The sequence below is a fragment of the Pseudomonas sp. VEM90 genome, assembly GCF_054611535.1.
Genome location: NZ_JBTRAR010000006.1, coordinates 78422 through 91888, shown reverse-complemented (window position 1 = coordinate 91888; position 13467 = coordinate 78422). Strand labels below are relative to the sequence as shown.

11 protein-coding genes and 1 tRNA gene are annotated in these 13467 nt (G+C 56.6%); 4 read left to right on the top strand and 8 right to left on the bottom strand.

Features of this window, described 5'->3' with window-relative positions:
- The first annotated feature begins 3 nt into the window (after positions 1-3).
- The 4 genes from ACYCCG_RS08270 to ACYCCG_RS08255 all read left to right on the top strand — a co-directional run bounded on the left by ACYCCG_RS08270 (position 4) and on the right by ACYCCG_RS08255 (position 3896).
- Positions 4-726 carry an SDR family oxidoreductase gene (locus ACYCCG_RS08270; RefSeq protein ID WP_014589659.1) on the top strand — a complete coding sequence of 241 codons (723 nt, stop codon included), beginning with the start codon at positions 4-6 and terminating at the stop codon, positions 724-726.
- A gap of 517 nt (positions 727-1243) precedes the next feature.
- A complete protein-coding gene (locus tag ACYCCG_RS08265; RefSeq protein ID WP_339443651.1) occupies positions 1244-1618 on the top strand; it encodes a hypothetical protein in 375 nt (124 codons plus the stop codon).
- A gap of 119 nt (positions 1619-1737) precedes the next feature.
- A complete protein-coding gene (locus tag ACYCCG_RS08260; RefSeq protein ID WP_339443652.1) occupies positions 1738-3120 on the top strand; it encodes an AAA family ATPase in 1383 nt (460 codons plus the stop codon).
- Positions 3117-3896, top strand: a complete 780-nt coding sequence (locus ACYCCG_RS08255; RefSeq protein ID WP_459670015.1) for a retron system putative HNH endonuclease — start codon at positions 3117-3119, stop codon at positions 3894-3896. The genes ACYCCG_RS08260 and ACYCCG_RS08255 overlap by 4 nt, the downstream gene beginning before the upstream one ends.
- Positions 3897-4001: 105 nt before the next feature.
- Here ACYCCG_RS08255 and ACYCCG_RS08250 read toward each other — a convergent pair whose 3' ends face one another.
- The 8 genes from ACYCCG_RS08250 to ispE form a co-directional block, all read right to left on the bottom strand.
- On the bottom strand, positions 4002-6374 hold the full coding sequence (locus ACYCCG_RS08250; protein ID WP_459670013.1) for a TOTE conflict system archaeo-eukaryotic primase domain-containing protein: 2373 nt from the start codon (positions 6372-6374) through the stop codon (positions 4002-4004).
- 1175 nt (positions 6375-7549) lie between these two features.
- Entirely contained in the window at positions 7550-8824 is a 1275-nt protein-coding gene (locus ACYCCG_RS08245) for a tyrosine-type recombinase/integrase (RefSeq protein WP_339443655.1), read from the bottom strand.
- Positions 8825-9017: 193 nt separating this feature from the next.
- Positions 9018-10118, bottom strand: a complete 1101-nt coding sequence (gene ychF / locus ACYCCG_RS08240) for a redox-regulated ATPase YchF (RefSeq protein WP_021784760.1) — start codon at positions 10116-10118, stop codon at positions 9018-9020.
- A 24-nt stretch (positions 10119-10142) separates the two neighbouring features.
- Positions 10143-10727, bottom strand: a complete 585-nt coding sequence (pth, locus tag ACYCCG_RS08235; protein WP_012270476.1) for an aminoacyl-tRNA hydrolase — start codon at positions 10725-10727, stop codon at positions 10143-10145.
- Between the two features lie 79 nt (positions 10728-10806).
- A complete protein-coding gene (locus ACYCCG_RS08230) occupies positions 10807-11400 on the bottom strand; it encodes a 50S ribosomal protein L25/general stress protein Ctc (protein WP_209968047.1) in 594 nt (197 codons plus the stop codon).
- Positions 11401-11518: 118 nt separating this feature from the next.
- Positions 11519-12460, bottom strand: coding sequence for a ribose-phosphate pyrophosphokinase (locus ACYCCG_RS08225; RefSeq protein ID WP_003247410.1), 942 nt, complete (start codon positions 12458-12460; stop codon positions 11519-11521).
- 48 nt (positions 12461-12508) lie between these two features.
- Positions 12509-12583 (bottom strand) — tRNA-Gln (locus ACYCCG_RS08220).
- Between the two features lie 20 nt (positions 12584-12603).
- The gene (ispE, locus tag ACYCCG_RS08215) at positions 12604-13464 is read right to left on the bottom strand and encodes a 4-(cytidine 5'-diphospho)-2-C-methyl-D-erythritol kinase (RefSeq protein ID WP_176684958.1); all 861 of its coding nucleotides are present in this window, start codon (positions 13462-13464) and stop codon (positions 12604-12606) included.
- Positions 13465-13467 lie beyond the last annotated feature (3 nt).

Sequence of the window (13467 nt, the reverse complement as noted above, 5' to 3'; positions counted from 1 at the left end):
GCCATGACGCAACGTACTTTTCTTGTTACAGGAGCCAGCAAAGGCATCGGCCGGGCAATCTCCGAGCAACTGGTGGAGGAGGGCCATCAAGTCGTTGGTATCGCCCGCCAGGCTGCGGATGCCAGCTTCCCCGGCGAACTGATCGCCACCGACTTGAGCGACTCAGAGCGTTTGATTGCGACGCTGGCCGACTTGACCAAACGCTATGCATTCGACGGCCTGGTAAACAATGTGGGCCTGGTCCGTCCCCAGCCACTGGGCGAAATTGACCTGGCAAGCTTCGACGAAGTAATGCGGGTCAACCTGCATCCCGCGCTGCAGGCGACCCAAGCGCTGCTGCCAGGGATGCGCGAGCGCTGCTGGGGCCGCGTGGTGAATATCTCCAGCCTGACCGTGCTCGGCATTCGTCAGCGCACTTCTTACGCCGCTGCAAAGGCAGCGCTGGTCAGCTTCACTCGCAGTTGGGCGCTGGAACTGGCCCAGACAGGAATCACGGTTAATGCAGTTGCTCCAGGGCCGATCGAGACCGAACTGTTCCGCAGTGGTAACCCGGTAGGCAGTGCTGGCGAAGCCGCCTATATCGACGGCGTGCCGATGGGGCGGCTCGGGCAGCCACACGAGGTCGCTTCGGCAGTCACCTTCCTGCTCGGGGATCGCAGCGCTTTCATTACCGGACAGACAATCTACGTAGATGGTGGCGCCTCTATCGGTCGCAGCGGTCTTTGATGACAGGGGGCAGGTGGCTACCCATGGGAATACGGTAGAACGAATGTTCCCACCCTGCCTCCCAGAAAAACAAAACCCCTGAGGTGCAGACCTCAAGGGTTTGTAGTTACAGCAGGCTAACGCTTAGACGTTGAAGCGGAAGTCAGAGCGCTCAGGCCTCATAAGGTCTGGGTTTTAGTACGGGTCAATATGTGTCATACCCGGTTTAGCGCCCGGTTTGAGTGGTGTGTGACTTTGCTTTCACTGCGGTTGCGCTTTTCTCCGCACGCTGAGGCATTTGACCAAACCTCTCTGCTATGGTGAGCCCGGTGTAAAGGTGTGTAGCAGTTCGGTGCTCAGTTCCATTTGTGAACCGTGGCGCGTGCCAAGTCAGGTGAATTTGCCTCGGTGGAGCGGACGTCCCGTTAAGCAGATGCCCAAGCCGTCGTGTATCGGGGCTTTCTTTCTGAGAGGGTCGAGTGACGAGGTCGGCGGCATTCAAGTAGACTGATAAAGTTGACAATTTGTAGAAACTCGAATGGTCAGTCTGAAGGACATCGCAAAAGACGCTCAGATTCGCGGCCTGCATGGCGACGAGGTGGTTAAAGGCACAAGTGTCGACAAGGCTGGTGACTCGGCGGTCCATGTCGGCTACCAGAAATGTGCCGGTGGTCACGGTGACCAGATACTGCTTCGCAGCGACGAGCCCCGCCTTGAGCTGGCCCAGGCTAGTAAAGCTCTGGCGGTTGATGCCCCAGCTAGCGAATTCAAGCTGGCCTTGGCGGTGTGGTGTATCCAACTGGCGCATCTATTCGATCCGATGAGCGCGGAGCACACCAAGAACGAGATCTTCTCCCGCTACAATCCGGGCGAAAAATACATTCTTGCCAATTTACTGGTGGATGGCCGATAGGTGAGTAGCCTTTATTACATTAAGCATCCATTCAAGAGCGAGCTGGAGTTCTACATTGCCGGAGTCAAATGTGACTTGAGTGAGATGTTATCCCTAGTGATTAAGCCGGAGGAAAGCCTGTGAAGCTGGATCTGTTGCGTCTGGAAAACTTCCGCTGTTACGCAGATCTGGAAGTCCCCTTGCATTCACAGCTAACCGTATTGGTGGCTGAAAATGGCCAGGGTAAATCAACCCTGTTGGATGCTATTCGTATCGCGCTCTGGCCCTTTGTCAATAGCTTCGACCTCGCACGTAATGCATTCAATGACCCTGGTAACGCTATCGCTATTGATGACGTGCGCCTGTTGCGTCTGACCAGTGGAGATATGGCCCGGCAGTTACCAGCTCGGGTAACTATGTCTGGAGACTTTGGTAGCGGGGCAGTCTCTACATGGGTTCGCTATCGAGATAAAGAAGCCAGAGCTACCAAGACCAAGGATGACGGAGACACCGGGTTTATGCGGCAGTGGGCTGGTGCTGTCCAGGATCAAATTCGAGACCCGGAAAAGCCGACTTTGGATCTGCCGGTATTTGGCTACTACGGTACTGGGCGGCTCTGGGCGCAGAAGCGCCTGACTGAAAACTTGAAAGGCAAAGATGACACTCGCGAAACCGACTTTTATGTCCGCACATTCGCCTACCTGAACTGTCTGGATCCGGCCTCATCCTACAAGCACTTCAAGGAATGGTTCATCTGGGCATTTCAGAGTCTGCGCGAACAGCAAATTCGCCAACTTGAAAGACGCGCACGTGTTGAGGAACTGCAGGCTGCAGAAGATCGTGTTCGGGTTGTTCAGCAGGCCATCGATAGCTTTCTCAGTACGACGACCGGATGGCACCAGTTGGAATTCAGCGTTACTCAGGAAAGCTCGTTGGTACTAAGCCATGACCTACATGGCACCTTGGATGTTGACCAACTCAGCGATGGCATCCGAAGTGTGCTAGCCATGATCGGTGATATCGCCTATCGCTGTATCAAACTCAACCCTCATCTGGGGGGCGATGCAGCAAGGCAAACACGCGGCGTGGTGCTGATCGACGAAGTGGACATGCACCTGCACCCACGTTGGCAGCAAATCATCCTTACCCAATTGCGAGAAGTATTCCCGCAAATCCAGTTCGTTATAACCACTCATAGCCCGCAAGTGTTGACGTCCGTGCCTTCCGAGTGCATCCGCATACTCAAGGACAATAAGGTCTATTCCGCGCCACCAGGCACCGAAGGCTCGGAGCCGGAGCGTATGCTTCGGCAGGTGCTGGGTCTTGATGAGGTACGTCCTCCAGCCAGCCTTGCGACTCAAGAGTTGAAGGAGTACCTAGCGTTGGTTGATAGAGACCAGTGGAGTAGTCCGCGAGCTCTGGAACTGCGCAGAAAGCTAGATGAGCGCTATCAGGGGCAGGAGCCAGCACTGCTTGATGCTGATCTTCAGATTGAGAATCGTAAGTGGGAGTTGGGTGAATGAAGCAAGTCATTAGGCTTGATGAACCCGATGAGCTGGCGGGGTATCGTGCAGGGAATTTGCGGAGTACTTGGGATCAGATGCGGGGCGACGCAACTGGTCGAACTGCGTACGAGGCTATCCGGTTTCGCTTAGTCAATGGGCAGGGCGGACTGTGTGGCTACTGTGAAATTGACATCCGCGACAATGATTCACTTAAGTGTCGAGTCGAGCATTTTCACCCCAAATCGGATACCGCGACGGCCCATAATTGGGCACTTGATTGGCAGAACATGATCGCAGTCTGCATGGGCGGATCTCAGCGCCATGTGCCTGCGCCCTATGCGCTAGATCCGTTACCGTCGAACCTCAGTTGTGATGCCTACAAGGATCAGATGATTGGAACTGGCAAGCTTGCTGAAAACTGCGAGGGCTGGGTCATCAATCCAACAAATTTACCTTCTTTCCCAAGCCTGTTTTTCCTGGAGAGAAGTACAGGACGATTGCTTCCCGATGAGCAGGCCTGTGCCCGCACGGCGCTGCCGGGGAACAAGCACCCTAGTACCCAGGAGTTGGTGCAGCACACAATCGATATGCTCAATCTCAATTGCGTTCGCTTGTGTGAGGCGCGCTTACGTGTTCACTGGGATATAGAACGCAATAAGAAGAGCTTGCGCCTTCAGAACATTCGTCCTGAGGAAGCCTTGCGCTCACTTGCGGAGCGCTATTACCGTCAACGTTGGCCGGGTTTTTTACCACCATTCGTTTTTGTCTGGGCACTACTGCCGAGCAGTACCTGACTGATATTGGGTTTCGAGTGTAAGCGGCTAACGAGCCGGCTATTGGGGATAACTATGGTTTCGCGATTGCAGCGGAGTAGTGGCGTATGAGCCGTCAAACCGTATTCAAAGTAAGTCCATGGTAATCAAGGCGTCGGCCATACGGTAGCCCATCGCTTTGTAACCTGCTTGGCGCTTATCCCACATTCTCATCAGCGCGACATTACCCTCGTCAACGAAGTCGATCACTCGCACGTCGGCTTTGTCGGCATGCGATCGATGCAACCGTCCTGCATACTGCTGGAGGATTCCCTTCCATGAGATAGGCATTGCCAGAACCAGCGTGTCCAATGGCGGATGATCGAAGCCTTCACCCACTAGTTTTCCCGTCGCCAAGAGTACTCGTGGTGCGTCAGGGGGGAGGCACTCAAGCTCATGCATACGGGCAATTCGTTGTTTTTTAGGCACTCGCCCATGAAGTGTGAAAAGGTTGTTCACGCGCTGCTTCAACTCCAGCTCCAAGGTATCCACATGCTCCGTCCGCTCTGTTAGCACCAGAATGTGTCTACCTTGGCTGTACGCCAGCTCGATCTCCAAGACGATTTTGGCTGTGCGCTCAGAGTCGTCTGCTAACTTCCGAAAAACGTCTTGGATTCCAGAACCGTCGGGGACCACCACAGGTTTTGGCAGCAGTCGAGGTACGACAGATAGATCATGAGGTGCGCTCGCCGGTCGAGCGGCAGAGTGTCGGATCGGTCCGCATTGCATGAAAATGATTGGCTGTTGCCCATCTCGTCGCACTGGGGTTGCCGTGAGGCCCAGCACGTATCGCGCAGTCGCGGTTCTCAGTAGTGCCTCGAATGACACTGCTGACAGGTGATGACACTCATCGACGATAATTTGCCCGTAGTTTTTTACGTGATCGCTGATCTCACCTTTTCGCGATAACGATTGCATTACGGCAATATCGATGATGCCTGTAGGTTTTGCTTTTCCGCCCCCAATCGTTCCGACCACACCCTTGCCAACACCCAAGAACGCTTGCACGCGTTCTTGCCACTGTCTTAATAATTCGGTCCGATGCACAAGTATTAATGTGTTAACGCCACGTCTAGCAATCAATGCAGCTGCGCTGACCGTTTTACCGAACGCCGTAGGTGCGCAAAGAATTCCGGTATCATGATTCAGCATTTTGCCGATGGCATCTTCCTGGTCTGGACGCAAGGTCCCGAGGAAACTCACGTCAATCGGGTCACCGGCGAAGCGTTCATCTTGAAGCTCAGGGGCGATGCCATTTACCCTTAGCAGCTCCAGTGCAGAATCCAAGCAGCCACGTGGCAGCGCAATATGTTTGGGGAAGTTCTGGGCGCAACCGATTATTCTCGGCTTGTTCCACACCGACATGCGCATGGCTTGAGCTTTGTAGAATTCGGGATTTTGAAACGCGGCTAGTCGGACAAGCTGGTTTGCTAATGGTTGCGGCAACGCCGACTTTTCAAAGTAAATCATGTTAGCCAGCGTGACGTTGATAGAGGCTGGCAATGGGCACGTCAATTTCTGTGACTTTGACTCACGAGCCTTCCAAGGTTCTGCATCTCCGTCGTCGTCAACATACATGACTCCTGTAGGGTCCTGCTTCCCCATCGCTTGGGTGACAACGAACGGAATATCCTCCGGAGGCATTTTCTGAACCGATGCTAAGAAGGCCCACTGATCGAGATAAGGTTCAAGTTCGCTGTCGACAAAAACGCTGTTGTTGTGAGCTCTGGCTCGCTTTTGCAATGGAAGCGCGATGAGATTTCCGAAGCCGCCTTTAGGCATGTAGTCCTGATTTGGGAACAACCGATCATAAGAAGTGAGTGCCAATTGACGTGTACGTTCACATGCATGGCTGATGATTGCCGCACCAAGACGTCGGGCATCATGAGCGGGAACACTTTGCTTGAAGAAAATCCAGCAATGAGCGCCTTGACCTGAACGGGATATTTCCAGTGCCATTGGCACGTTCAGTTCATGACACGACTGAGCGAAGGCTCGTGCATCGTCACGCCATTCGGCTTCATCAAAGTCGACCGCCAGAAGATAGCAGGTGTTATCCGGGAGCAGAGGATAGATGCCAATAACCACTTCACCAGCTAGATGGCGATAAACGACGTCATCGGTGAGAGGAAGTAGCTGACGATTACCGCAGTCGCCGCATTTAATTCGGGGCTTTTCACAAACGCCAGGTTTCCATTCATTTGCGCAGGCGGGTGTGTATCCTGATTTGCCTGCCTTGCTTTCCCAGCGAATTGGATAAACGTCTGCCCTTCCACGAAACAAGCTCCGGAATAGGGCAAGCTTTGCTTCTGTGCCGAATTGTTGTGTGTGTTCTGCTTGAACAACCTCGATCTTGACTGGCTCGGCCGGCAGACGCCAATCGATGCCATGAGCATCCAGCAAGGCGACCAATCTTGCATTCTCAGCCTTTAGCTTCGCCACCAGGCTAGTATCTATCACCGTCTTCAGCCTCTACGTCTCAGGTGAAGCTTGTAGCCTCTCGCTACAATCCTCAGTGAACCAGTAAGCGTAGAGGTTACCAAACAGTAGCCCTTGTGATGACGAGGTGTCCAACCTCAGGTTTTCGTGAAGCTTGAAAGGGGCCGGCTTCGCTAGTCTTGGGACTGACCTTCCATCCACCTCGCGTTTCAACTACAGCCATGATCTGTGTCCTCTCTTAGCTAGCCTTAAGTCCATCCTCACGTCATCCCGCCAAGAATGCTGAGTGTTATCAGGGATCAAGGCCCCTGCGACCTGTGAGGGTGTCCACTGACGCGGGACTGGCGGCTCCTTACGACCAGGAGCAAGGGCATCTCATGATCTGGCCTCCTGAGCACCGTTACCGGTGGGCGGGTGGAGGCTGCATTGGCTGACGAGACCAGTGCCGCGAGATCCTGAGCCAGGTGCAAGCAGCACAGCGATGACCGGGGCATGCCTGACTGTCAGTCAGGTGCAGTCCATTCCGTGGTCTGCGGCACCATCACCTACAGCGCTGTTGCTGGTGACATCGGCGTTTGTCACGAGGGGGATTGCCGCAAAGCCCTGTGCGATCAGGGCTGCAGCAGTGTCAGGAGCGCCCGTCTCTTTTCTGGAAAAAGAGACGGGCGCAAGTTGGCGCAAGAATCGGCCAAGCGATTAGGTTGCTGCAGGTCAGCGCAGTACGGTGTAGCTGGCGCACGAGGGCCATGAGGTTAAAGAGCACCCGTCACCGGGAAGGTGACCGGGCGAGCTGCCGGATGGCAATCGCCCTTGGGAGAACCACCGCATAAAGCGGCGTGACCTTGAAGGTTCGGGTCCTCTGGGTGCTGCCAGCGGCAGCGCTTCGAGGCTTCTTTCTAGCGCCGGTGGGATGGCTGGGTCAATCAAGTTAGGCACTGCTAATTGCGCCAAAATTCGATAGCGGAAAGTGGTAGCCGTGAGTGGTGGTGAGTGGACGATGGGCCGTTTGTCGCCTTCTTGATGCGAGCCCCTGTGCATGGGAATGCGGAGCCTTCCTATGCGCAGGGACTTTGACTGAAAAGCCGTCGTTCACGTCGTACCACGGCGACAGTCGCCACCGATGTCGCCTGCTGCCGGCCAAGTCGCACGTGGGACGTCGCCAGTGTCGCCGCTGTCGCCACACCGTGGACGCGTCATTATCGGGCCATGCTCTTGGTGATCGGCGTAATATTCGTTTCCCCGCGCATCCATGCGTCGAGCATATCTGCCCACTGCTGCATCATGACTGTGCGATCTGCCAAGTATTCCGCCTGATTGTAGGTGCGTCGCACCGCATTCGGTTCAGCATGGGCAAGTTGACGCTCAATCCAGTCTCCCGGATAGCCCAATTCATTGAGGCGGGTGCTCCCCGTGGTCCTGGTGGCATGAGGGCTGTACTTCCCACTCCAGCCCAGGGATTTCAGCATCTGGCGAAACGACGCCGCGACCATGGGTTTCGAGCGTTCATCTCGATGGGGGAAGAGGTGCTCGTATTTGCCAGTGACGGTTTGCAAGCCTCGTAACATTGCGACAGCCTGAGTTGGCAGGGGCACGTTGTGCTCTTTACGCTTCTTCATTCGCTCGGCCGGGATACGCCAGCGAGCCGCGTCTAGGTCGAACTCTTCCCAGCGGGCTTCGACCGCTTCATTTGGGCGGCATAGCGTTAGCCACATCAGGCGAAAGGCGACTTCGGTTTCATGGCGCCCGCAGTGGCCTTCCACGTCGCGTAAAAGCTGGCCAATTTCATCGGTCGTCAGCGGACGTTTGTGCTGCGTTTTGTTAGCGGGCAGGGCGCGGCGGACTGGATAGACCGGGTCTGTATCTGCTCGCAGCGTCGAGACGGCGAATTCAAAAATACCGGACATGCTCCGTTTGGCCGCCGCAGCGACCGTCAGGCCGTTTTTCTTCGCTGAGGTGGTGAGCACGTCCAGGATGTGGGCGGGGGTGATGCTTTTGATCGGCCACGGACCAATCTTTGGAAACACTACGCGTTCGAGCATTTCCAGGCGCTTGACCTTTGTGATGTCTTCCCAGTCTATGAGTGCCAGCCACTCCCGCGCGACCGCCTCGAATGTAGTGGCGTTGTCTTGCTGCTGCTTGATGCGCAGCAGTTGTCGATGTCTGGCGGGATTGATGCCTTGTTTCACCAGGTCTCGGGCTTTGAGGCGTTCTTCGCGTGCTTCTGCCAGTGTGAAGCGTCGACCTTTACGACGTGCCAAGGCGTCCTCATCACTCTCGCCACGGGGCGCAATGGCATAGTCACCCACCGCGAAGGTGCTTTCCTTGGCGGTGTCTGTGATACGGATGCTGAAGCGGTAACGCCACGCTTTGGTGCCGTTGGGTTTGACCTCGAGATACAGGCCTTTTCCATCCGTGAGTTTGTAAGGCTTATCCTTGGGCTTCGCGGTGCGGCATTGGGTATCAGTAAGCATCGTCTGATCTCCGGTTTTCGCCATACCCGGTTTTTGAAATCGGGTTATGGGTATCGTACCCGGAAGACTAGTCAAGGAACGCTCGGATCTCAATGGATGAAAATGGTGGCCCAAAAACACAAAACCCCCGTTTCGCCTGGCGATCACGGGGGTTTTGAAGTCTTTCAAGTACCGTGGAATTCCACGGGATCCATCAGACGTTGAAGCGGAAGTGCATCACGTCGCCGTCTTTGACGATGTAATCCTTGCCCTCCAGGCGCCACTTACCGGCTTCCTTGGCACCGGCTTCACCCTTGAACTGGATGAAGTCGTCATAGGCCACCACTTCAGCGCGGATGAAGCCTTTTTCGAAGTCGGTGTGGATAACGCCGGCTGCCTGCGGGGCAGTGGCACCGACGCGAACGGTCCAGGCGCGTACTTCCTGCACGCCGGCAGTGAAGTAGGTCTGCAGGTTCAGCAGCTCGTAACCGGCGCGGATCACGCGGTTCAGGCCAGGCTCTTCCAGGCCCAGGGCCTCGAGGAACATGTCTTTCTCTTCACCGTCTTCCAGCTCGGCGATTTCCGCTTCGATCTTGTTGCACACCGGCACCACTACCGCGCCTTCTTCCTCGGCAATGGCCTTGACCACGTCCAGGTGCGGGTTGTTGTCGAAGCCGTCTTCGGCCACGTTGGCGATGTACATCACCGGCTTGCTGGTCAGTAGGTGGAAGCCACGGATGACGGCCTTTTCGTCGTCAGCCATGTGCTTCATCAGGCTGCGCGCAGGCTTGCCTTCGGTGAAGTGCGGGATCAGCTTTTCCAGAATGGCCTTTTGCGCCAAGGCTTCCTTGTCGCCGCCCTTGGCGTTGCGGGCTACCTTCTGCAGTTGCTTTTCGCAGCTGTCGAGGTCGGCGAAGATCAGTTCGAGGTCGATGATCTCGATGTCACGCTTGGGGTCGACGCTGTTGGAAACGTGGATCACGTTCTCGTCTTCGAAGCAGCGCACCACATGGGCAATGGCATCGGTCTCGCGGATGTTGGCGAGGAACTTGTTGCCAAGGCCTTCGCCTTTCGAGGCACCGGCAACCAGGCCGGCGATGTCGACGAATTCCATGGTGGTCGGCAGGATGCGGTTTGGCTTGACGATTTCAGCCAGTGCAGCCAGGCGCGCGTCGGGCATAGGCACGATGCCGCTGTTTGGCTCGATGGTGCAGAAGGGGAAATTCTCCGCCGCGATGCCAGACTTGGTCAGGGCGTTGAACAGGGTGGACTTGCCGACGTTGGGCAGGCCGACGATGCCGCAATTGAAACCCATGGGTATTCCCCTCTCTAAAGGAAATCAGGCCTTCTGGCTGTGCAGCTCGCGCATCGCCTTGGCGAAATCGCCGGCAAGCACGTCCGGCAGCACGCCGAGGGCAAAATCGATGCTGGCGTCGAGCTTCTCCTGCTCGGCGCGCGGCGCGCGGCCCAGGACGAAGTTGGAGACCAGTTTGGCGTCACCCGGGTGGCCGATGCCAAGCCGCAGGCGGTGGAAATCGTTCTGGTTGCCGAGCTGCGCGATGATGTCGCGCAGGCCGTTGTGCCCACCATGGCCGCCGCCGCGCTTGAGCTTGGCAACGCCCGGGGGCAGATCGAGTTCGTCGTGTGCCACCAGTATCGCTTCCGGCTTGATGCGGAAGAAATTGGCCAAGGCCGCTACGGACTGGCCGCTGCGGTTCATGTAGGTGGTGGGGATCAACAAACGAACGTCGTTGCCCTGATGGCTGAATTTAGCCGTCAGGCCGAAATATTTTTTGTCAGCGGTCAGCGAAACACGCTGGGCGCTGGCAATGCGTTCAACGAAAAGAGCCCCTGCGTTATGCCGGGTCTGTTCGTATTCGGGGCCGGGGTTACCCAGGCCGACGATCAACTGGATGGCGGTCACGTCAGGGGCTCTTCCTTGGAGTTGGTGGGTTACAGTGCGCGCGGCACTGTAACCCGATCAACGCCGGCGTGCGAGTGGATTACTCGGCAGCGCCTTCTGCTTCTGGAGCAACGCGTGGAGCGTGAACGTTGGCAACAGCTTTGTCATCACCGTGGGCCAGAGCGACGAACTCTACGCCTTTCGGAGCTTTCAGGTCCGACAGGTGGATGATGGTGCCGACTTCGGCGTTGGCCAGGTCAACTTCGATGAACTCAGGCAGGTCTTTGGCTTCGCAGGAAACTTCGATCTCGGACTCAACGTGGGAGATCTCGCCGCCTTTCTTGGCCGGGGCTTCTTCGTTGATGAAGTGAACCGGAACCTTGGCGGTCAGTTTCTGGCCAGCAACGACGCGGACGAAGTCAGCGTGCATGATGAACTGCTTGGCTGGGTGGCGCTGCATGGCCTTGATGATGACGTTCTGCTTAACACCGTCAACGTTCAGCTCGATAACGTGGCTGAAGGCAGCTTCGTTTTCGAACAGCTTGGTGATTTCCTTGGCCAGAATGGTCAGGGATTGAGCTTCTTTATCACCACCGTAGACAACGGCTGGGATGCTCAGCGAGTGACGCAGGCGGCGGCTCGCACCTTTCCCCAGGTCAGTACGCGCTTGGGCGTTCAGAATAAAATCAGTCATTTTGTTTCTCCAAAATAGCCCCCCGAGGGCGTTTGCGACCAGCGCCAACGGGGATGGCAAAAAAGCCCCGCCCCAACACAGGTTGGGGCGGGGCGCTTCACATCAACACGTGTCCCGCTTAGCGGAACATCGCGCTGATCGATTCTTCGTTGCTGATGCGGCGTACCGCTTCAGCGACAACCGGTGCGATATCCAGCTGGCGGATACGGTCACAGGCTTGAGCAGCGGCGGACAGCGGAACGGTGTTGGTCACCACCAGCTCGTCCAGTACCGACTTCTCGATGTTCTCGATCGCGCGGCCCGACAAAACAGGGTGCGTGCAGTAGGCGTAAACCTTGGCAGCACCGTGCTCTTTCAGGGCTTTGGCCGCGTGGCACAGGGTGCCGGCGGTGTCGACCATGTCGTCTACCAGGATGCAAGTGCGCCCTTCGACGTCGCCGATGATGTGCATAACCTCGGAGTGGTTAGCCTTTTCGCGGCGTTTGTCGATGATACCCAGATCGACGCCCAGGGACTTGGCGACAGCGCGTGCGCGCACGACACCACCGATGTCCGGGGAAACGATCATGAGGTTCTCGAAACGCTGGTCTTCGATGTCGTCAACCAGTACGGGCGAGCCGTAGATGTTGTCGACGGGGATATCGAAGAAGCCTTGGATCTGGTCAGCGTGCAGGTCGACGGTGAGTACACGGTCGATACCTACGACAGTGAGCATGTCAGCAACGACTTTGGCGCTGATGGCTACACGTGCCGAACGCGGACGGCGGTCCTGGCGGGCATATCCGAAGTAAGGAATCACGGCGGTGATTCGGGATGCTGAGGAGCGGCGGAAGGCGTCGGCCATCACTACCAGTTCCATCAGGTTATCGTTGGTCGGGGCGCAGGTCGGCTGAATAATGAAAACGTCTTTACCGCGAACATTTTCATTGATCTCAGTACTGATCTCGCCGTCGGAGAATTTACCGACAGAGACGTCACCGAGAGGGATATGCAGCTGACGTACGACACGCCGAGCCAGATCGGGGTTGGCGTTCCCCGTAAAGACCATCATCTTGGACACGCGCAGTACCTGAAGGCTGAGGGTATACCTGGATGAGTATAAGGAAAATGGCAGGGGCGGCTGGATTCGAACCAACGCATGGCAGGATCAAAACCTGCTGCCTTACCGCTTGGCGACGCCCCTGTATCTGTTGCTGCGAACGCTCATGCGCTCGACTTCTTGACCAGACTTTGCAGCTTGCGATGCAACATCGAAACATTGCTTCCTTTCGCCACAAACCCTGTTTGGGTCGCTGAAAGAAGGGCCAGAACTTTATCAGCTTCGGCTTTGCTTGGGAAGGCCCCAAACACACAACTTCCAGTGCCGGTTAGTCGAGCCTCAGTGAATTTTCCCAGTGAATTCAACGCATTGCGAACTTCAGGGTAATTCTGCTCTACCACCGGTTGGCAGTCATTTCGACTGTTTCCCTCGGGAACGGGGCGCATCTTAAGGGGGAGTGAATCACGTGTCAACTGCGGATGTGAAAAAATTTCTACTGTGCTGACAGACACTTGCGGCACCAGCACGACATACCAGGGTTCGATCGGGTCGACCGGGGTCAGTTGCTCCCCTACACCTTGCGCGAACGCCGCGTGGCCGCGTACGAACACCGGCACATCGGCGCCCAGGCTCAGACCCAGTGCGGCCAAGCGGTCTTCGTCCCAGTCCAGTTGCCACAGGTGGGCGAGGGCCAGCAGGGTGGTCGCGGCGTCCGAGCTGCCGCCGCCGATACCTCCGCCCATGGGCAGTACCTTGTTCAGCCAGATGTCGGCGCCGAGTGTGGTGCCCGATTGTGCTTGCAGCATGCGCGCGGCCCGCACGATCAGGTTGCTGTCGTGGGGGACTGCCTCGATCTCGGAGTGCAAGTGGATCACGCCATCGTCACGCAGGGCGAAGCTTAGTTCGTCGCCGTGGTCGAGAAACTGGAACACCGTTTCCAGCTCGTGGTAGCCATCCGCGCGGCGGCCGATGATGTGCAGCCACAGGTTGAGCTTGGCCGGGGCGGGCAGGGTGAGCTTGTGCATGAG